At 55.7% G+C, this 19,215-nt stretch carries 17 protein-coding genes; 9 read left to right on the top strand and 8 right to left on the bottom strand.

Going from position 1 to position 19,215, the window contains the following annotated elements:
- Nucleotides 1-69 precede the first annotated feature (69 nt).
- Nucleotides 70-1,635 (bottom strand): exodeoxyribonuclease VII large subunit, encoded by a 1,566-nt coding sequence (gene xseA / locus FIV00_RS24500; protein WP_152503201.1) that lies wholly within the window; start codon nt 1,633-1,635, stop codon nt 70-72.
- A 255-nt stretch (nt 1,636-1,890) separates the two neighbouring features.
- Between xseA and FIV00_RS24495 the strand changes: the two genes are divergently transcribed.
- The 4 genes from FIV00_RS24495 (at nt 1,891) to FIV00_RS24480 (ending at nt 6,849) form a co-directional block, all read left to right on the top strand.
- Nucleotides 1,891-2,649, top strand: a complete 759-nt coding sequence (locus FIV00_RS24495; RefSeq protein ID WP_152504436.1) for a 16S rRNA (uracil(1498)-N(3))-methyltransferase — start codon at nt 1,891-1,893, stop codon at nt 2,647-2,649.
- Between the two features lie 4 nt (nt 2,650-2,653).
- The gene (locus FIV00_RS24490) at nt 2,654-4,417 is read left to right on the top strand and encodes an adenylate/guanylate cyclase domain-containing protein (protein ID WP_152503200.1); all 1,764 of its coding nucleotides are present in this window, start codon (nt 2,654-2,656) and stop codon (nt 4,415-4,417) included.
- 146 nt (nt 4,418-4,563) lie between these two features.
- A complete protein-coding gene (locus tag FIV00_RS24485) occupies nt 4,564-5,937 on the top strand; it encodes a glutamate--cysteine ligase (RefSeq protein WP_152503199.1) in 1,374 nt (457 codons plus the stop codon).
- Between the two features lie 147 nt (nt 5,938-6,084).
- Entirely contained in the window at nt 6,085-6,849 is a 765-nt protein-coding gene (locus tag FIV00_RS24480; RefSeq protein WP_152503198.1) for a DUF937 domain-containing protein, read from the top strand.
- A gap of 141 nt (nt 6,850-6,990) precedes the next feature.
- Here FIV00_RS24480 and FIV00_RS24475 read toward each other — a convergent pair whose 3' ends face one another.
- Nucleotides 6,991-7,311: a DUF1127 domain-containing protein gene (locus FIV00_RS24475; protein ID WP_152503197.1), complete on the bottom strand. Its 321-nt coding sequence runs from the start codon at nt 7,309-7,311 to the stop codon at nt 6,991-6,993.
- A 265-nt stretch (nt 7,312-7,576) separates the two neighbouring features.
- Between FIV00_RS24475 and FIV00_RS24470 the strand changes: the two genes are divergently transcribed.
- Together FIV00_RS24470 and FIV00_RS24465 are read left to right on the top strand one after the other, a co-directional pair.
- Nucleotides 7,577-8,452 (top strand): LysR substrate-binding domain-containing protein, encoded by an 876-nt coding sequence (locus FIV00_RS24470; protein ID WP_152503196.1) that lies wholly within the window; start codon nt 7,577-7,579, stop codon nt 8,450-8,452.
- A gap of 158 nt (nt 8,453-8,610) precedes the next feature.
- Nucleotides 8,611-9,501, top strand: a complete 891-nt coding sequence (locus tag FIV00_RS24465) for a LysR substrate-binding domain-containing protein (RefSeq protein WP_152503195.1) — start codon at nt 8,611-8,613, stop codon at nt 9,499-9,501.
- A 39-nt stretch (nt 9,502-9,540) separates the two neighbouring features.
- Here FIV00_RS24465 and FIV00_RS24460 read toward each other — a convergent pair whose 3' ends face one another.
- Both FIV00_RS24460 and FIV00_RS24455 read right to left on the bottom strand, forming a co-directional pair.
- Nucleotides 9,541-10,458 (bottom strand): DMT family transporter, encoded by a 918-nt coding sequence (locus FIV00_RS24460; protein WP_152503194.1) that lies wholly within the window; start codon nt 10,456-10,458, stop codon nt 9,541-9,543.
- Between the two features lie 155 nt (nt 10,459-10,613).
- Nucleotides 10,614-11,591, bottom strand: a complete 978-nt coding sequence (locus FIV00_RS24455) for a threonine dehydratase (RefSeq protein ID WP_152503193.1) — start codon at nt 11,589-11,591, stop codon at nt 10,614-10,616.
- Nucleotides 11,592-11,754: 163 nt separating this feature from the next.
- Here FIV00_RS24455 and FIV00_RS24450 point away from each other — a divergent pair, with 163 nt between their 5' ends.
- Nucleotides 11,755-12,525, top strand: coding sequence for a helix-turn-helix domain-containing protein (locus FIV00_RS24450; protein ID WP_152503192.1), 771 nt, complete (start codon nt 11,755-11,757; stop codon nt 12,523-12,525).
- 30 nt (nt 12,526-12,555) lie between these two features.
- On the opposite strand, the gene FIV00_RS24445 is transcribed toward FIV00_RS24450, so the two are convergent.
- A complete protein-coding gene (locus FIV00_RS24445) occupies nt 12,556-13,692 on the bottom strand; it encodes an alpha-hydroxy acid oxidase (RefSeq protein WP_152503191.1) in 1,137 nt (378 codons plus the stop codon).
- A 19-nt stretch (nt 13,693-13,711) separates the two neighbouring features.
- The gene (locus tag FIV00_RS24440; RefSeq protein ID WP_152503190.1) at nt 13,712-14,488 is read right to left on the bottom strand and encodes a FadR/GntR family transcriptional regulator; all 777 of its coding nucleotides are present in this window, start codon (nt 14,486-14,488) and stop codon (nt 13,712-13,714) included.
- Between the two features lie 196 nt (nt 14,489-14,684).
- On the opposite strand from FIV00_RS24440, the gene FIV00_RS24435 reads away from it, so the two are divergent.
- Nucleotides 14,685-15,983 (top strand): DUF3422 family protein, encoded by a 1,299-nt coding sequence (locus tag FIV00_RS24435; RefSeq protein ID WP_152503189.1) that lies wholly within the window; start codon nt 14,685-14,687, stop codon nt 15,981-15,983.
- Nucleotides 15,984-16,042: 59 nt separating this feature from the next.
- Here FIV00_RS24435 and FIV00_RS24430 read toward each other — a convergent pair whose 3' ends face one another.
- Complete coding sequence (locus FIV00_RS24430; protein WP_152503188.1) at nt 16,043-16,438, bottom strand: cytochrome c family protein; 396 nt, start codon at nt 16,436-16,438, stop codon at nt 16,043-16,045.
- Nucleotides 16,439-16,616: 178 nt separating this feature from the next.
- Nucleotides 16,617-17,558 carry a LysR family transcriptional regulator gene (locus FIV00_RS24425; protein ID WP_152503187.1) on the bottom strand — a complete coding sequence of 314 codons (942 nt, stop codon included), beginning with the start codon at nt 17,556-17,558 and terminating at the stop codon, nt 16,617-16,619.
- Nucleotides 17,559-17,711: 153 nt separating this feature from the next.
- Here FIV00_RS24425 and FIV00_RS24420 point away from each other — a divergent pair, with 153 nt between their 5' ends.
- Nucleotides 17,712-19,208 carry an FAD-linked oxidase C-terminal domain-containing protein gene (locus tag FIV00_RS24420; protein ID WP_152503186.1) on the top strand — a complete coding sequence of 499 codons (1,497 nt, stop codon included), beginning with the start codon at nt 17,712-17,714 and terminating at the stop codon, nt 19,206-19,208.
- The last annotated feature ends 7 nt before the right edge of the window (nt 19,209-19,215 follow it).

Genomic DNA, 19,215 nt, shown 5'->3' with positions numbered 1-19,215 from the left:
TGTATCTAATATTAGCTCAATTTCGTCTGATCGATATCAGGTTTCCCGGCAGGATTTGTGAGCTGAATTCTAAAATAAGCTTCCTTGGTCAGCAGGCTTGCTTTTGGATGTTGTCGGTTTTTTCGTTTTGGCCTTGGGTTTGCTCGTTCCACTGTCGCTCATGACCATTGCTTCGACCGCACCATCAGCCAGTTCGATTGAGAGTGCTGCTCCTTGAGCAAGCTCGGCCGCAGATCGGACTGGTTGTCCGCTTTCATCACGCACGACTGCATATCCTCGCGCCAGAACATCTTTGTAAGAGAGCGATTTCAGCAGCTTCTGCAAACCGTCGAGACGCGTTTTTTCTTCTCGAACCCGTGCAAGATAAGCCCGGTCTAGCCGTTCTGAAAAGCCGTTCAGGCGTTCGTTGCCGAGCGTGATCTGTTGAGCGAGCCGGGCAGGCGACAATCGTCCCGAGGCGCCGGAATAGGCCTGCCGTTTCTGACTGACGGCAACCTGAAGCGCACGCTGCTGCCGACCGCTGATCTGGGTAAGATCCTGTCTTGCCTTTGAAGTCTGCCGGGACAAAAGGAAGGGTGACAACCGGCCCGACAGATTTTCAAGATGTGTGCGATGGCTTTTGGTGCTGACGATCAACGCCCGTTCCAGGCTGTTTGCCAGCGTGTCGAATTTCTGGCGCGGCAAGGCCAGCAGGTCTTGAGGCGCCGGCAAAGCAGCGCTCGCGGCCCGAAGTTCCGTCCGGCGCGACGTGACAAAGCGGACAAGCCCAGAATTCAGTCGACGCGCCCTGTCATCCACCATCGCCATGAGCTCGGCCTTCACCGGAACCGCGATCTCCGCAGCACCGGTTGGCGTGGGTGCTCGCAGGTCTGCGGCCAGGTCGATCAAGGTCCAGTCTGTTTCATGCCCGACAGCAGATATCAGGGGTATCTGACTGTCCGCAGCTGCGCGCACCACTGCTTCTTCATTGAAGCCCCAAAGATCTTCAATACTGCCGCCACCGCGGGCGACGATCAGAAGATCCGGTCTGGGGATCGGGCCGTCCGCTGATAAAGCGTTGAAACCGCGAATGCCATTGGCGACCTCCGCGCCAGACGTTTCACCCTGAACGCGAACAGGCCAAACGACAACATGCAGCGGAAACCTGTCGCTGATGCGATGCAGAATATCCCGAATGACGGCGCCAGTCGGTGACGTGACCACGCCAATGACCTTTGGCAGCGGAGGCAGCGCTTTTTTTCGTTCTTCAGCAAAGAGCCCTTCAGCGGCAAGTTTCTTTTTCCGCTCTTCAAGCAGCGCCATCAAAGCACCAGCGCCAGCAGGCTCGAGCGCATCGATGACCATCTGGTACTTGGACTGACCGGGGAAGGTCGTGATCTTGCCTGTCGCGATGACTTCCAGACCTTGTTCGGGCTGGATCTTCAGTTTGGAGGCAACGCCGCGCCAGATCACGCCGGACAAAACGGCCCGGTCGTCCTTGAGGTCAAGGTAAATATGCCCAGACCCTGGCCGCGAGATACGTCCGAGCTCTCCCCGTACGCGCACATAACCGAACGCATCTTCCATTGTCCGTTTGATGGAGAACGAGATTTCGGAAACCGAAAATTCGGCAACGTTGGAGGACTGTTCGCTCACGATTGATTCCCTCTTGATAGAAGGAAATTGTCTGCTTGCAGGCAGGGGGTCAAGGGGAAGCACATTCGGACACTCCCGGAATGAGGCGATCCTTTTGTCATCGAAACCGAAAACGGAATTTTCGCCAGATGCGTTTTTCCGATGGGCGAAGCGAAAAGGCACTTGCCGCACTTATCTGGTGACGAATCAAATAGAGTGAAATCTGCATTTGACCGCGCCTTGAAACCCTCACAATCGAACGCCTACGTAAGAACCATGGGAAAATATGATTTCAAAATGCAGCGGCTTTTTTTGCGGCATATTCTTGCAGATGGCGCGCGGATCGAAGCTGATCGAGGCCAGGCAAACTACCTGATGAATGTGTTGCGTCTGAAAGACGGCGACTATGTTCTTGTGTTCAACGGCAGCGATGGTGAGTGGCTGGCCAAGATCTCAAGCAACAGCAGACGGGACTGTGCGCTGCAGTTGATGGAGCGGACCCGGGACCAGACCGAGCGCAACGATCTGATGTACATGTTTGCGCCGCTCAAGCATGCCCGGTTGGACTATATGGTGCAAAAGGCCGTGGAAATGGGGGCGGGCAGTCTGAAACCGGTCATGACCCAGCACACGCAGGCGAGCCGCGTTAACCTGGAACGCATGGAAGCAAACGTCATTGAGGCCGCCGAGCAATGTGGTGTGCTTTCCATCCCGGAGGTGTTGGCACCGCAACCTCTCAAGGACGTGCTTGACGTCTGGAGCCAGGCACAGCCGGGGCGCAAGCTCCTATTTTGCGATGAAGGTGAGGGCACGGACAATCCTCTGATGACCCTTGCACAGCTCAAGGAAGCAGGCCCCAATCCGCTTGCGGTTCTGGTTGGTCCCGAAGGCGGTTTTTCTGATGAAGAAAGACAGGAATTGCGCGCCATGGAATTTGTCGTTCCAATTCCTCTCGGACCGCGTATTCTGCGGGCAGACACTGCGGCTGTCGCCGCATTGACGGTAATTCAGGCAACATTGGGAGATTGGAGATAACCTGATGTCCCAAGAAATCCTCCCGAACAAGCAATCTTCGACGGATACCCCAATCCAGGAGATTGCGGATACGGAGGATTTTGGCACGGCGACAGGTGCTGGTGCTGAGAGGACCCGCTTTCGCTTGCCGGTCGGGATTGCGCTCGGGCTTGTGTTTTCCCTGCTGCTGGTTCTGATCTGCGGAATTATCATTGCTTATATGTCTTCGGCTGATCGCCGGATCGCCGGGCGCTTGCTTGACGAGCAGGGACAGGCTGTCCTCAGAGGCAACGAAGCGGTCCTCAACAAGTTCTTCAAGGAACAGGAGCTTCTGTTCCATTCCATTGCGGTTCAGGCCGAAGACACTGGGAAACAGCTTCGACAAGCAGATCTGCTTGCCTATTACAAGCTGCTGCCCAAGGGGGCTGCGCTTGAGCTCGGCCGCGCGGTCATGACGGAAGAACCTTCCGATCAATTGCCGCAAGTCAGTTGGTCGGATTTTCGCTACCGGAATGGTTTTGCCACCGCGGTCAAGCTGGCAGAGCTCGATCTTGGCAATGGTCAGACACTGATCGGCCTTTACCCGCAGCCCGTTTTCGCCGATGTCGCCGACACCATGGAATGGGAGGGCCGGCAACAGGTCTTTGTCCTGTCCGGCAAGGACAGGGCGATCGTTGTTGACGGCGTTCCGGAAAGCGAATTTGAGGCAAGTGCCGAACAGCCGCTGCCAAGGCTTGTGGATCTGAAGAGTTCGCCCTTGCACCGTGTCTGGGAGGACAATGAAAGAGCCCATGACATGGGCGGGTCCATTGAGGGCAGGGTCTTCCCGGGTGACCATCGTATGTTCACGGCCATCTATGTCGACATCGCAAACGGGCCTGCGAAAGGCTGGATCCTTGGAACGCTCTACCAGGCCGATGAATTTGGAGCTGCACTCGATCAAACTCAGATCGTCCTTTATGCGGCACTGGTGGCTCTGGTTGTTGGCGCAATCCTGTCCTTCATTGTCGGAAGAATGCTCGGCAGGCCGCTCAGCAGGCTTGCCCTGTCCGCCGCCGAGTTGCGGCAACTCAAATTCGACGCAGCAGACAGGTTGCCACGTTCTCGGCTGGCCGAGTTGGATGACGTGAATCAGGCCTTTAACGGCTCGATCGGAGCCTTGAACGCTTTCGCCAAATATGTGCCCAAGCAGCTTGTTTCCCGGTTGATTGAAGAAGGAATGACCAGCACACGCAACATCGAGATCAAGGAGATGACCATTGTCTTTACCGATCTCGCAGGCTTCACCGACTTGGCGTCTCACATGAGCGCCAAAGAAACGGCGGGGTATCTGAACGGCTACTTTGAAACCGTGTCTCAGGCGATAGCCGAAAGGCAGGGTACGATCGACAAGTTTCTGGGTGATGGCGTGATGGCCTTCTGGGGTGCACCTTCCGAACAGCCGGATCACGCAGCCATGGCAATTGCGGCGGTCAAAACGCTCGCCGACAGAATTGAGCAGGCCACGGGGCGCACAATGCGGGTGCGGATCGGCGTTCACACCGGCAAAGTCGTCGTCGGTGATATCGGCTCTTCCGCCCGGATGAACTACACAGTGATCGGTGATGCGGTGAATGTTGCTGCTCGGCTCCAGGAGTACGGCAAGGAAGTTGATCCGGACGCAAAGGTGATAGCGCTCGCAAGCGGTGACACGATGGCCAACCTTCCTGAAGGAACAACCGCGACCAGCCTTGGAACTGTTCAATTGAGAGGCCGCACAGCACCGTTATCGGTCTTCAGGATCGCGTGAGATCTACGCGGTGTCGTTTCCCTGCTTGCATTCTTCTTTCAGGACTCCTAAATCACCGAAGCTCAATTGCGCCCGGTTCAGGGCACAGCGGATCATTGCGGTTTGGGGGCAAACACACGGGCCGCACAGGAAATTAGGACAAGTTCATGGCCCGCGACACGGTCGACTCCACTCCAATTGAATCTGTGGCTGAGCTGGCCGCAACCCTGGAAGAGGGCTGTAAGCCTGAAGACCAGTTCCGCATCGGTACCGAGCACGAAAAGTTCCTTTTCTGCGAAAAGCAACTGTCACCGATCCCGTATGAGGGTGACAACGGCATCGAGGCAGTTCTGACCGGCATGGAAAAACTGTTGGGCTGGGACCGGATTGAGGATGATGGCAAGATCATCGGTCTGGCGGATGACCGCGGTGGCGGCGCTATTTCGATTGAACCCGGTGGCCAGTTCGAATTGTCAGGCGCTCCGCTGGACAGCCTGCACCAGACCTGCCGCGAGGCCAATCAGCATCTTGCCAATGTCCGCAAGGTGGCTGAGCCTTTGGGGGTCGGGTTCCTCGGAATTGGCATGACGCCGACATGGGCTCGCGCCGATGTCCCGCGCATGCCCAAGTCCCGTTACGACATCATGACCAACTACATGCCGAAGGTCGGCTCTCTTGGTCTCGACATGATGTACCGTACGGCAACCATTCAGGTGAATCTGGATTTTGCGTCCGAAGCCGACATGGTCAAGAAAATGCGGGTCGGTCTGGCTCTGCAGCCAATTGCAACATCGATTTTTGCCAACTCTCCCTTCACCGAAGGCAAGCCGAACGGCTTCAAATCGTTCAGGGCTCAGATCTGGACCGATACGGACGGTGATCGCACTGGAGATATGCCGTTTGCTTTCGAAGATGGCTTCGGGTTTGAGCGCTACGTCGAATGGGCGATCGACGTGCCGATGTACTTCGTCAAAAGAGGCGCGACCTATTATGACGTGACCGGCACGACTTTCCGCCAGTTCATGAACGGTGCGCTGGAAGGCAAGGTGCCGGATGCAACACCGAGCCTCGGAGACTGGAACAACCATCTTTCGACACTGTTCCCCGATGTGCGGTTGAAGAAATACATTGAAATGCGGGGCGCTGACGGCGGTCCCTGGCGGCGTATTTGTGCACTTCCTGCCCTGTGGGTCGGTCTTCTCTACGACGACGGTGTACTTGATCAGGCGTATGAACTGATAAAGGACTGGACGGCGGAAGAGCGTGCAAACCTGCGCAGTTCCGTTCCCAAAACAGCTCTGCAGACCCCGTTCCGGAACGGAACGATACTGGACGTTGCACGCGATGTTCTGGCGTTGTCTCAGGAGGGCCTGAAACGTCGGAACAGGTTGAGCGACGGTGATCTTGACGAGCGTGTACACCTTGCTCCGATTGAAGAGGGATTGGCGTCTGGCATGTGCCCGGCCGATGTGCTGCTTCAACGCTATAACGGGTCCTGGGGTGGTGACGTTACGCAGGTTTTCCGGGACTACGCCTACTAGGCTCCGGATCTGAACTTGATTTTGAACACGTGGGGATAGAACGGGCCCGCGATGCCCTCTGATTGACCTTATGCCCGCAAAAGGTCACTCTGTTTCCGGTAGGTCTTGTATCTCAAGGCCTTGAGGCGCGATGACCGGAGCAGAGCGATGACTGGTAGCGACAGGGCGGCCCCACCGTTCGACGTTTTTTCCTTGAGTGAGGACGTGAGAAACCGCTTCGGCTGGTCCAATGACGACCTGAGCAGCGTCATGGAACAACTGATGCCCGCCGCGCTGAATGGATTTCGGTACTTCGGCAGTGCTGTTCCAGGCTTCTCCGATTTTCTTAGTCAGACCGCGCCCGGTACCACGGGATTTGAGAATCCGTTTTCAAACTACGCCAGCCTGTTTCAGGCACCCTCCGATGCGGCCCTGACGCCTTTTTTTGGTCCTGAGACCGTACAAAAGGCTCTGGCCGCTCAAGTATCCTCAATCACGGGTTTGCAGCAGGATGCCATCAAGGAAATGATGCCGGTGGCAGCCACGCTGGCCATGGGCCAGATCGCCCGTCCATTTGTTCACGGCGAAGCGCGAAACCTTCTTGATGCGTACTTGCGTGGCTTTGCTCGTGGCCGGCCGAAGCCTGCTCCGTCTCCCGTTGACTACCTCCAGGGCTACGCAGACGCCATGCAGTCCTTCTGGGGTGCTTTTTTGCAGCCGGCACACATTGTTCAGGACAGCGAAGTGGAAGAGCCTGAAGACACTCAGGAAGAGGAGCTGCCGCCGGAAGATGACGACGTGGAAAAGGACACGTCTGAATTCGACGAAATGGTATCTGACTGGATGTCCGCAGGTCGGGATTTTCAATCCAATCAGTTCAAGGCGTTTGACAGTTTTTTTGAAAAGGCATCCAAGGATTTCGGCGACCGTTAGCCGTATTGGAACATCCGGTATGCTTATCGCTCTGGCCATGACCGCCTGAAAGCGAAAAAAGGCCCGCCATGGGAAGGCGGGCCAGTTGCGTCAGCAAGGCTTGCCGACAGGGGCTGCTAAATCAAGTTCATAGGGCCGAAGCTATGCGGCCAGCGGGTCGCGTGCTGCTGCCGATCCATCCACGACCTTGAGGGAGGGTACTGTGTGCTGCGCGTTCGCCGCCTTCATGGTCAGGGTCCGGTCGAGTTCGGCGGAGCCGTTCAATAGAGATGTCGGGTCAGAATAGAACGGTCGGGCCAAACCCCGTCGAACATCGCTCCGGGTCAAGCCGATGTCCTTCAGTTGTTCGTCGGACCAGTCTTTCAGTTCCGCAAACTGGCGCCTGTGCTTGGATACACGCCATGCACGGGCAACCATCTGCCCGAAGAGAGCGAAAAGCGGGTGGTTAGCTGTGTGAGTCATGGCAAAATTCTCCTGTGAGCGGCCGGAGGAATTTCCAGCAGCTTGTTCCGCGCCGTCGTTGGCTGTCCGTGTGTTAGGAACAATTCGAAGATGGGTGATTTGCTGGCATTAATCCAACGAATGTTTGTGATCAAAATCATCATTTGTTGTGATGATAGAAAAATTGCCTTGGAATTCCACGTGCAAATTTGAAGCGTCCCAAAAGCATTTTTCATTTGAATGAATGTCATGTAAAACATGAGCGTTGTTTATAAATGAGGCGCTTATGCTCGACCTGGATCAGCTTCGAACTTTTGTGGCCATTGCCGAAAGCGGAAGCTTCACGCGGGCCGCGGAGAACGTGCACAAGACCCAGTCCGCTGTCTCGATGCAGATGCGCCGGCTTGAAGAACGTATTGGCAAGCCACTCTTTGTCCGGGTTGGCCGGCAATCCCGCCTGACTGAGCATGGAGAACGTCTGCTTCACTATGCGCGCCGCCTGGTGCAGCTGAACGACGAGACCCTTGCTGCCTTTGACGATACTGAGCTTGCCGGACTGGTAAGGCTTGGGACACCCGACGATTATGCCGATCGCTTTCTGCCTGAAATTCTGGCGCGATTTTCAAGATCCAACCCAAAGGCAGAAGTCAGCGTCGTGTGTGCGCCGACGCCTAATCTTGCCGACATGATTGCGGAAGGCGAACTGGACGTGGCCATTATCACGCACGTTCAGAAGAAGGGGCGCAAACACGTCGACCTGGTGCGGCGGGAGCCGCTTCTCTGGGTGGCTTCAGCGCGCCATGCCGTCGAAAATGAATCTCCACTGCCGCTTGCCCTGGGGCGCGCGACCTGCGACTGGCGCAAGGCGGCGATCAATGCGCTCGGCGATCAGATGCGCGAGCATCGGCTGCTCTATTCAAGCTGGAACTCTACTGCAGTTGGCGCTGCAGTCCTGGCCGGTCTGGCGATTTCCGTCCTGCCGGAATCCGCGCTGAGATCCGGGATGCGGGTCCTCACTGAAGCTGACGGGTTTCCGCGTCTTCCGGATTGCGAGATCGGGATCATGCGATCCTGGCACAACAGTTCCCGGGTGACAGATGCCCTGGTTGAGCACATCGTTTCGTCGCTGGACAATCTGTCTGTGCCGCAGGCCGCCGAGTAACAGCGGGCGAATTAGATTAATTCTAAAGTTTCAAGCGTTTACCATAAAATTTCTGGATTTTTGCATTCAAGTTTCCGATTGAAACGAAAGAATGTGTGATGTATCTTCGGCTAATCAATTCGTAACTCATATCGTTCGGCACATTCGCAGGATTTCGCATGAATCACGCGCTAGATATCGATCAGCTGCGAACTTTTCTGGCTATTGCTGAGCTGGGAAGTTTCACCAAGGCCGGGGAAGCTGTTCACAAGACCCAATCAGCTGTCTCCATGCAAATGCGTCGTCTGGAAGAGCGTGTCGGACAACCGATCTTCATCAAGGACGGCCGCCAATCGCGCTTGACCGAGGATGGCCAGCGCCTGGTGGAATTTGCCCGTCGCATGATCCTTCTCAACGATGAAACACTGTCCGCGTTCAATGGCCATAAGGAAGTCGGTCATGTGAAGTTGGGCGTTCCGGACGATTATGCCGACAGGTTGCTGCCCCAAGTGCTGGCGGCCTTCAATCGGCTTAACCCGTCAATCGAGGTGCAGGTTGAGTGTTCCGGCAGCTCGAAATTGACCGAAGCGATCCGGGAAGGCGCGCTCGACGTTGCCATTACCACATCAAGTGACACTATGGATCTGCGCGGCGAAATCATTCGGCGCGAGCCACTCTATTGGGTAACGTCCACACAGCATTCGGCGCACACCCAGGAAGTAATCCGTCTCGCGCTCGGCCCGGCAACTTGTGGATGGCGGCGCCTATCCATGGATGCGCTCGACCGTGCCGGACGCAGTTACCGCGTCTCTTACACAAGCTCAAGCGCTGCAGCCCTGGTCGGTGCGGTTCAGGCCGGCCTGGCGGTGACAGTTTTTCCTGAAAGTGCAATTCGGGACGGTATGCGCATCCTGGAGGAAAGGGACGGTTTTCCGTCCCTGCCATATTGCGACATTGCCCTGTTGCGCTCTGACAGTGCGCGCGAAGCCATGCACGACACGCTTTGCAATCATTTGATCGCAGCAATCGGCAATGTCGGGAATGGAACCAGCCAGGTGGCTGCGGAATAAGCCTGAAAATATACACTTTCGGTGGGTGCGCGGTGATCTTTACCGTGCGCGCAGCATCATGAGATTTCCCGCGAGCACAAAGATCAGGCCCGTCGCGGCAAGAACGGTCCACTGATAGTCCTCAAAGATCGTCGAGAGCGTCAGCGCCACCACCGGGAACATGACGGTGGCATAGCCAGCGCGTGCCGAACCGATGCGTCCAAGCAATGTCAGATAGGACGCAAACGCTATAACCGAGGCGACAAGGGCAAGATAAACAAGTGTGCCGAGATAGGTGAAAGACCATTCAATGGCAAAGCTTTGGCCGCGCACAAGCGATGCGATCCCAAGGAATATCATACCGTAGACCATGCCCCAGGCAGTTGCAGGTGTTACGCCGATCCCTTGGCGCTGTGTGTCTGCGGAAAGCATGTTGCCAAAACAAAAACTGAGCGTGCCTCCAATACACATGGACAGTCCGAATAGCGTTGCGGAGCTGTATTGCGCGCTGGCAAGCGTTGGCCAGAACATCAGTCCGATCCCTGCAAATCCGAGGATACCTGCAGCGAGCGACAGCAGGTTTGGCCGCTGACCGAACAGCAAAAGCCCCAGAAACAGGTTAAAGATCGACGCGGTGGAGAAGATCACCGCGAGCAGGCCGGAGGGCAGATGCGAAGCCCCATAGTAGAAGAGCGTGAAATTCGTCGAAAACAGAAAGGCACCGAGTCCAGCGAACCGAAGGTGGTCTTTGAGCGGAAAGGACAGATCATGTCCTCTGTATTTCGCCCAAGCCATCATGATCGTTGCGGCCAGCACGAACCGCCAGAAAACCGACACTTCTGGCGCTACCGTTGCGACCTGGCCTTTCATTGCAATCCAGCTGAAGCCCCACGCAAGCACGGTCGTTGCATAAAGACCATAGTCGGTTGCGTTGAAGCCATGTGACTTGGAACCGGCAGCAGGGGATGCGACGCTCATATGATTTGCCAATCGGAAGAAGAATGTGAATCCAATGTGAGTGCATGGCTGGATCAGCACAAATGATTGTTTTTGATCTATCCATCACGAGATCCGATGACTTCTCGTTTTGCTTTCTTGACCTGAGACCAGATGTTGAATGTATGGCTCTGAAATCAAGCCATGGGTGTTTTTCCGCCCAAGATCGTAAGCATGACTTTTTCGTCAATATTGCCGCCTGACAGAATGATGCCCGCCTTCTTGCCCTTCAGATGCACAGCATCCTTTTTCAGTGCAGCAAGTGCCGCAGCACCTGCCCCTTCAGCAAGATTATGCGTGTCGGCAAAGAGTAGTCTCACCGCATCCGCAGTTTCATCTTCTGAAACCGAGACGATGCGATCAGCTCCTTTCCTCAGAATATCGAGCGCTGCCTGCAGCGGTTTGCGGCAGGCCATGCCGTCGGCAAAAGTCTTCGCGGTTTGTGTCGTGACGATTTTTCCTGCGTCATGCGAAAGCTTGTAGGCCGGTGCGCGCTCACTCACTACCGGAACGATTTCAGTTTTCAAGTTGAGCAGATCTCGGACGGTGATCAGTCCGCAGGCACCTGACCCCATGCCGACTGGTACGTAAACGACATCCAAATCCGCACAGCTGTGAAAAAGCTCAAGTGCATATGTTGCAACGCCCAGCACAATGTTCCGATGGAAGGAGGGAACCATCAGATAGTTTCGCTCCTGGGCTGTTGTTTCGGCGACTTGCCGACTGATATCGAAATCGCGACCTTCGATCAGAAGCTCTGCGCCGAGAGCTCGCATGGCCTTGTTTTTTCCCTCAGCGTTGCCCTCGGGAACGACAAGCGTTGCGGGCAGGGCGAGTAATCGCGCAGCCAGCGCCATTGACTGGCCATGATTGCCGCGGGTTGCCGAAATGATGCCTTTGGGACGACCATGGGTCTCAATGTGCTTTTGAATATAAACGATCGAACTGCGCGCCTTAAATGCACCTATCGCTGTGTGGTTCTCATGTTTGACGACGACTTCCAACCCGAAACGCTTCCAGAGCAATGGCCAGGAATAGGCGGGTGTCTCAGGCACGATCTGGCGAACGAGAGGCAAGACCGCCTGCAGATCTTCAAGTTTAAAGAGCCTTGTCATATTTTGTCTTTCTATGAGGCGCGGTTGGGATCCGGCTTGGCAGCGCAACTGGTTCTGCCAAGCGACAGGTTCACGAGAATGCAGATGTGATTGTCGAAGTCTTTCAGGATCCTGAACCACAACGTGCTTGAGCTGCCGTCGCAGTTGGATCAGATTGCCTCTGATGATTGTCCGTGAACCAAGATCGATATTTGTAGCCGGTCACCAGGTTAAATGGTTTGCACCGGGGGCTTATGACACAAGCTATGTCGCTGCCGGCGACAGCATCGGTTTTGCATTTGATGCACAGACGGGCAGTCACGCAATCAGAACAGACAGGTCCGCGGCGTTTTACAGGGATCCGAACACTTTTGCCGGAGTGCCAAATGGCTGTGATGTCCGGTCGAGTTCGCGCTCTGGAGGTGAGTATCTTCTGGTGAGCGGCCCTCAGATTGCGGTCAGCGCAAAAAAATATCGGTCCAATATCCGCGCTGATCGAACACGTGCACTGGCGGATCAACTCAGGTACTGGGTGATTTCCGGTCAGATGCCGGACGTGTTGGCGGCTGAAAACACATTTCGGCAGATAAGTGCCGTGGTCGCAAAACCCAAACGGGATCCGAAAGCCGCAAGATGGATGACACCGAGACGCTTCCGGCAACTGACCGAGACAGTTGAAGCCAAGCTGGAGGGACCGCTTACGGTGGCAGCGTTGGCAGAGGAGATCGGCGTTTCGGCAAGTTTTTTGAGCCGTGCCTTCAAAGCCTATTGCGGTCAGTCGCCCTATGATTTCATTTTGAGCCGGCGCCTGCAGCGCGCGCGTCAACTTCTTGAGGCAACGCAGCATTCGATTGCGACAATTGCGCTGGCGTCAGGGTTCTCCTCCCAGAGCCACATGACATCGGTCATGAGAGCAAGACTGGGAGTGAACCCTACGATGATCCGGCGACCCTGAGACGGGTGTCGCAAGGACGCCGATTCAAGGCTACATGACGAGGTTGTGGCGTCCCACTTTGCTGATGTCTGTTTCGCCACATAGTCCCATGGTGACGTCCAATTCCTTGTGCATGATTTCAAGAACCCGGGTCACACCCTGCTTGCCCATCGCTCCAAGGCCGTAAATGAATGCCCTGCCGATGTACGTGCTGTGAGCGCCCATCGCTATTGCCTTGAAGATGTCCTGCCCGGACCGGATGCCGCTGTCGAAATGAACTTCGATTTTGTCTCCAACTGCATCAACAATGTCGCCGAGCACTTCATAAGACGCCAGCGCTCCGTCGAGTTGACGGCCGCCATGGTTGGAGACGACGATTGCATCGGCACCGAGTTCAGCTGCGATTTTGGCATCATCGACGTCGTTGATGCCTTTCAGGATCAATTTGCGGTCCCAGTGCTTCTTGACCCATTCGACCGAAGACCAGTCGAGTGTCGGATCGAACTGGCTTGCGGTCCATTCCGAAAGTGATGACATGTCCTTCACGCCCGTGACGTGACCATGAATATTGCCGAAGCCATGTCGCTTGGTCTGCAGCATGTTCCAGCACCAACGTGGTTTCAGGCAAAGGTCCAGAAGCACATGCGGTTTCGGTTTCGGTGGCGTACTGAGACCATTCTTGATGTCCTGATGGCGTTGACCGAGAACCTGCAGGTCGAGTGTCAGAACAAGAGCGGAGCAGTCGGCAGCGAGTGCCCTTTGCATCAGACTTTCCGAAAAGCCCCGGTCCCGCATCACATAGAGCTGAAACCAGAATGGATTTTTCGTATTTTCGGCAACATCTTCGATCGAGCAGACGCTCATGGTCGATAGGGTGAAGGGCACACCGAATTCTTCGGCAGCCTGTGCTGCCAGGATTTCGCCGTCAGCATGCTGCATTCCGGTGATGCCCACGGGCGCCAGTGCCACAGGCATGGTCACATCCTGACCGATCATCGTCGTCTTGACCGAGCGATTGTCGATATTGCGGGCAACACGCTGACGCAGCTTCTGTTTTTGCAAAGCCGTTTCGTTTTGCCGGTAGGTGCTTTGTGTCCACGAACCGGTGTCGGCATAGTCGTAAAACATCTTCGGGACCTGGCGTCTTGCCAGAGCCTGCATGTCTGCAACATCGGTCACAACGGTCATAGAAAATCCTCCGGGAAAGTCACGCGCGTGTAGAGCGCTTAAGGGGGGCGGTTCGTCGGAGGCCGGCCAGGAGTTCCCGTTCGTCGAGCCCCTCTGCCTCAGCCAGCGTTCCGCGTACATAGTCGATGTGTTCTTCGGCAGCGCGACGAGCGCCGGTTGGGTCGTTTTCGCGAATGGCCTTTGCGATTGCACAATGCTGGTTGAGCAATTCAACACGGGCATTCGGTAAATGGTAAAGGCGGCCACGATTATAAAAGACACCGTTTTCAAGCAACCGGTAGCAAGATCGCAAGGTGTGCAGCATCACCACGTTATGGGCCGCTTCTCCAACCGCGTGATGAAAAGCCACGTCCAGCAGGGCTTCAGATTTCAGATCCTCCGCCTCATGCGCGGTCTCCATCTTTGCGACAATGTCGTCCAGACGTGCAATGTCCGAAGGCGCTGCACGCATTGCGGCCTGAGCGGACGCCTGACCTTCGATGCTTCTGCGGAACTCAAAATAATCGCTGATTGCTGAAGGGTGACGGGCGATCAGCTGAACGATGGCGTCGGAAAAGATAGGTCCGATGAGATCACAGACGAAGGTTCCGCCCCCGCGTCGGGCTTCGATCAGCTGCCGTTCCTCCAGCTTCTTGAGGGCGTCGCGAAGAATGGGTCGCGAGACGCCAAGCTGTTCCGCAAGGTCGCGTTCCGCTGGTAAGCGATCACCGGAAGACAGCACGCCTTTGAGGATCAGGTCCTCAATTTGGGCAACAACAGCATCGGCTGTTTTCTGATGGTCGACAGGCTGAAACATTCAGGTTTTATCCTTTGAACGGGGGGCAACATAGCGGTGGATTTCAAATTGGTCAACTTTTTTGTCCAATTTCATGTTGCTGAATTGACGCGGCAGACTGCCAATAACTGCATGCGGCAAAAAACGCGGTTGGATTACCCGTTTCCCTAAGGGCAATGTAGAGGCACGGGTTTTCTGTCAAAGTGAGGGGGGTACTTTGAAACAGGTTTCGGAAAACGGTTCGTCGCTTCCCAACTTCCGGACGTCGCCATTGCGTGAACGTGTGTTGGGAGAAGTTCACGCACGGCCATTCAGACCGATCAGCAAGCAACGGACCATTTTGCACTATGCCTTCTTGACCAACGCGGACGAAGCGGCGGCAGACCATGAATGGCTAAAGGAGTTTTGCATCTCGCGTGGCGGCCACGGCCCTGCGCCCGGAGCGCGCCATTATACGCTCGACTTCGGGGGTGGAACGCTCAGCTGGGAACAGCATGCGGAATTCACCACCTACACCTGGGACGGAATGGCCAATCCCGGAGCAATGTTTGCAAGCGTGCCGGCGTCGCATCCCTTCGGCGTTGCTTTCAAAGCGCCAGGCGACCTTCTTGTCGCAGTTCGGCTGGAAGTCAGAGGAACGCCGGAAACTACGAGTTGGCGTGAAAATTTTGATGAGGGAAGTCTGACCGTATCTCGGCTTGAGGACGGTGCTGCAACCGTCGCCACTGATTTTCGACAGGACGGAGATGGTCTGACCCGGTTTGCGTTGTTTGTCGATTCACTGAGCGACGTGCAGTCGGGCGCGGTTGTTCAGCGTCTTCTTGAAGTCGAAACCTACCGCACTCTGGCAATGCTCGGCTTCTTTGAAGCGACTGGTCTGCAGCCGGAAATCAGACGGTTTGAAATTGAGTTGGCTGAACTCACCGAGGAGATGAAAGACGCGTCCGCACTTGGGACCAACCAGGACCTTTTGGACAAGTTTACGGCCCTGGCGGCAGCGCTCGAGGCCGGGGCAACGGCGAGCACGTTCCGGTTCGGCGCGAGCCGGGCGTATGCTGAAATCGTCAAGGCCAGGTTCATGACGCTCCGGGAGGAAGCTGCTCCGGGAGATCTGTCTATGGCAGCGTTTCTCGCGCGCCGCCTTGCGCCGGCCATGAGGACCTGCCAGGCAATTGAAGACCGTCAGGCGATGCTCTCGCGCAAACTGGCCAGAGCGACGACACTTCTGCGCACACGGGTCGATGTCGATCTGGAACAGCAGAACCGCAGCTTGCTGCAATCGATGAACCGTCGCGCGCGCCTCCAACTTCGGCTGCAGCAAACCGTCGAAGGGCTCTCAGTTGCAGCCGTCAGCTACTATGTCGTCGGCCTGATTTCCTATCTTGCAAAGGCAGCCAAGGAATCCGGGCTACCTGTTCCAAATGCGAGCATCATGACGGGTCTCGCTGTTCCGGTGGTGATCATCGTCATCTGGTGGACTGTAAAACGGATACGCATGCATCACGGTGAGCATTAGCAACGAATAAGGCCGGGCTCATGGCCCGGCCTTGTCGTTCTTTGCGAGAAGCGGAGACCTTACTCGGTCGTACCGTCTTCTTTGTACTGCGCCATATAGGCAATGACGTCCACAAGATCTGCCTCTTTGCGCAGACCGGCAAAGGCCATCTTGCCCTTTGGAATGACTTCTTTCGGTTTTGTCAGATAGGCTGTGAGTGTTTCTTCATCCCACACCTTGCCATCGGCCATTTCGACCAGTGCCTTGGAGTATTTGTAGCCTTCAATGGCACCCCAAGGGCGTCCTACGACACCGTTCAGCTGTGGGCCGACCTTGTTTTTCGCGTTCTCGCCTACGGCGTGACAGGCGGCACATTTCTTAAATACTCTAGCGCCTTTTTCGGCATCGCCCTCGGCGCTTGCCTGAAAAGTAAGGGCCAGAAACGCTGTTCCGGCGATCATCAGCAATCGCTGCATGGTTTACTCCCTCAAGTTGGGTAAATTGAAACCCGTCACCACACAATAGGAACTCCGGCCGCGATGCAAGCGACCGAAGGTCCCATTTACGTGAGCATTTTGTCGCTCAGGGAGAATACCTATAGACCAATTTGAGCATTTCTTTGCCGGTAATTTGACCGCTTTTGTTCGGCTGTCATCAACCGGCTTTTGCTCTGCTGGGCAATCGCAACCAGTCCTCCAAACCGGTGTCCCAGTAAGGCTCCGAACCATAAAGCCCTGCGAGGAAATCGATGAAAACCCTCACCTTGGCTGGGAGGAACTGCCGGCTCGGGTAGACTGCATAAAGGCCAACGTCACGGGACGCGCGATAGTGTGGTAGCAGGATCTGCAGTTTACCTTCACGCAACTCAGGTCCGACATCCCATGTGGATCTCAGTGCAATGCCGACCCCTGCCAGAAGGCACTCGCGGATCACTTCATTGGAATTCGTTTTGACCGGCGCGCGCGTGCGGACCGTTTCAATCCCATCCGGTCCCGCCAAGCGCCAGGGGTCCTGGTTGGTGGCCGCCAGCGTTACGTGTTCGCTCAAGTCTTCGATTGTCTCAGGCATTCCATATCTGGCGATATAGGACGGACTGGCGCATAGAACCCGGTGCACCGGAGAGAGCTTGCGTGCGACGAGACTTGAATCAGACAGTTCCGCAATTCGGATTGCCAAGTCATATCCATCGCCGACAATGTCTACAAAGTCGTCCGATAGGTCCAGATTGACCGTCAGATCCGGGTTCGCGGTCAGAAAATTGCCGAGGTGCGGGGCAATGTGAAGGCGTCCGAATGATGTTGGCACGGCAACCTTCAGGCTTCCCCTCGCTCTGGCCGAACCGCGGGAAACGAAGCTTTCGGCTTCTTCAACCGAAGCAATGATGGCAACGACCCGTTCGTAAAAACCTTGTCCCGCCTCGGTCATCGCGATTTGTCGCGTTGTCCGCTGGAGGAGCCGCGTGCCGAGTTTCTCCTCGAGACGTCGAATGCGCTTCGAAACCACGGCCGGAGACAGGTTCATTTCTCGTCCGGCTGCCGACATGCTGCCAGCACTCACCACTCGGGCGAAAATTTCCATGTCCGTCAGATTGCTCATTTTCAATCCCACCGAAAAATATTTATTATTTTCCGAACATTTCCCTCCGCCGCGATACTTGTCAGACTAGGGACGTGTTGCTTTGCCAGCTCTGGATACGCAGTAAGTATCTTTCCGGATCAGCGCAGGGCTAAAAATCGAGGAGATTAGCCCGTGACAACGATCGCAATGCCTGCACCGGATCCGGAAGTGCTTGCCAGGCGCCAGGAGATATTGAAAGCCCTCCAGGCCATAGTGCCAGGAGAAGGCGTGATCCACGACGAGCGCGAAATGCGGGCATATGAGACCGATGCCCTCACGGCATATCGCCAACTGCCGTTGATCGTGGTCTTGCCAGAAACCGTGGAACAGGTCTCGAAAGTTCTGAAGTATTGCCATCAGAATGATGTGAAGGTGGTGCCGCGCGGTGCGGGCACATCCTTGTCCGGCGGCGCATTGCCGCTGGAAGACGGCGTGCTTTTGTCGATGATGAAGTTCAATCGTGTGCTTGACATCGATTATGACAATCGTGCTGTGGTCGTTCAGCCGGGCGTCACCAATCTCGGCATCACGCGCGCGGTTGAACATGAAGGTTTCTATTACGCGCCCGATCCTTCCTCCCAAATTGCCTGTTCCATCGGCGGTAACATCGCTGAAAATTCAGGCGGCGTGCATTGCCTGAAATACGGCCTGACCACAAACAACGTGCTTGGTCTTGAAATGGTGTTGATCACAGGCGAAGTGATCCGGCTCGGTGGTAAGCATCTGGATAGCGAAGGCTATGACCTGCTGGCTTTAATGACAGGATCGGAAGGACTGCTGGGTGTCGTCACAGAGGTGACGGTCAGGATCCTGCAGAAACCGGAAACTGCGCGCGCCTTGCTGATCGGGTTTCCGAGCAGCGAGGATGGCGGTCGCTGCGTTGCAGATATCATTGCAGCAGGCATTATCCCGGGCGGTATGGAGATGATGGACAAGCCTGCCATTCATGCAGCAGAGGACTTTGTCAATGCCGGTTATCCTCGAGACGTCGAAGCGCTTCTGATCGTTGAACTTGATGGTCCGGAAAAGGAAGTAGACTTCCTGATCGGCCGCGTGGAAGAAATTGCCAAAGCCAACGAGGCCAGCCACATCCGCATTTCTCAAAGCGAAGAAGAACGGATGACTTTTTGGGCCGGCCGGAAGGCCGCATTCCCTGCTGTTGGCCGGATCTCACCAGACTATCTTTGCATGGACGGAACGATCCCGCGCCGCGAGTTGCCCAAGGTTCTCTCTCGGATGCGGGAGTTGTCGGACAAACACGGGCTTGGCGTGGCAAATGTTTTTCACGCCGGTGACGGCAATCTGCACCCGCTTATTCTTTACGATGCGAACAAACCCGGAGAACTGGATGCCGCTGAAGCATTTGGTGCCGATATCTTGCGGCTCTGTGTCGAAGTCGGCGGTGTTCTCACAGGCGAACACGGCGTTGGCATTGAGAAACGGGATCTGATGACGGACATGTTCTCCGAAGAGGATCTGAAACAGCAGCAACGGGTCAAATGCGCATTCGACGAGAAGCATTTGCTCAATCCGGGCAAGGTGTTTCCGGTGCTGCACCGCTGCGCTGAACTTGGCAAGATGCATGTTCACAAGGGGCAATTGCCCTTTCCGGACATTCCGCGGTTTTGAGGGATCA

The sequence above is a fragment of the Labrenzia sp. THAF82 genome (assembly GCF_009363435.1).
Taxonomy (GTDB): domain Bacteria; phylum Pseudomonadota; class Alphaproteobacteria; order Rhizobiales; family Stappiaceae; genus Roseibium; species Roseibium porphyridii.
This window is presented reverse-complemented; position numbering and strand designations above follow the sequence as displayed.

Excerpts from the sequence above, each read along its gene's own strand:
- FIV00_RS24495 (WP_152504436.1), top strand. The coding sequence starts at position 1,891 with ATGGGAAAATATGATTTCAAAATGCAGCGGCTTTTTTTGCGGCATATT.
- FIV00_RS24490 (WP_152503200.1), top strand. The coding sequence starts at position 2,654 with ATGTCCCAAGAAATCCTCCCGAACAAGCAATCTTCGACGGATACCCCA.
- FIV00_RS24485 (WP_152503199.1), top strand. The coding sequence starts at position 4,564 with ATGGCCCGCGACACGGTCGACTCCACTCCAATTGAATCTGTGGCTGAG.
- FIV00_RS24480 (WP_152503198.1), top strand. The coding sequence starts at position 6,085 with ATGACTGGTAGCGACAGGGCGGCCCCACCGTTCGACGTTTTTTCCTTG.
- FIV00_RS24475 (WP_152503197.1), bottom strand. The coding sequence starts at position 7,311 with ATGACTCACACAGCTAACCACCCGCTTTTCGCTCTCTTCGGGCAGATG.
- FIV00_RS24470 (WP_152503196.1), top strand. The coding sequence starts at position 7,577 with ATGCTCGACCTGGATCAGCTTCGAACTTTTGTGGCCATTGCCGAAAGC.
- FIV00_RS24465 (WP_152503195.1), top strand. The coding sequence starts at position 8,611 with ATGAATCACGCGCTAGATATCGATCAGCTGCGAACTTTTCTGGCTATT.
- FIV00_RS24460 (WP_152503194.1), bottom strand. The coding sequence starts at position 10,458 with ATGAGCGTCGCATCCCCTGCTGCCGGTTCCAAGTCACATGGCTTCAAC.
- FIV00_RS24455 (WP_152503193.1), bottom strand. The coding sequence starts at position 11,591 with ATGACAAGGCTCTTTAAACTTGAAGATCTGCAGGCGGTCTTGCCTCTC.
- FIV00_RS24450 (WP_152503192.1), top strand. The coding sequence starts at position 11,755 with ATGATTGTCCGTGAACCAAGATCGATATTTGTAGCCGGTCACCAGGTT.
- FIV00_RS24445 (WP_152503191.1), bottom strand. The coding sequence starts at position 13,692 with ATGACCGTTGTGACCGATGTTGCAGACATGCAGGCTCTGGCAAGACGC.
- FIV00_RS24440 (WP_152503190.1), bottom strand. The coding sequence starts at position 14,488 with ATGTTTCAGCCTGTCGACCATCAGAAAACAGCCGATGCTGTTGTTGCC.
- FIV00_RS24430 (WP_152503188.1), bottom strand. The coding sequence starts at position 16,438 with ATGCAGCGATTGCTGATGATCGCCGGAACAGCGTTTCTGGCCCTTACT.
- FIV00_RS24425 (WP_152503187.1), bottom strand. The coding sequence starts at position 17,558 with ATGAGCAATCTGACGGACATGGAAATTTTCGCCCGAGTGGTGAGTGCT.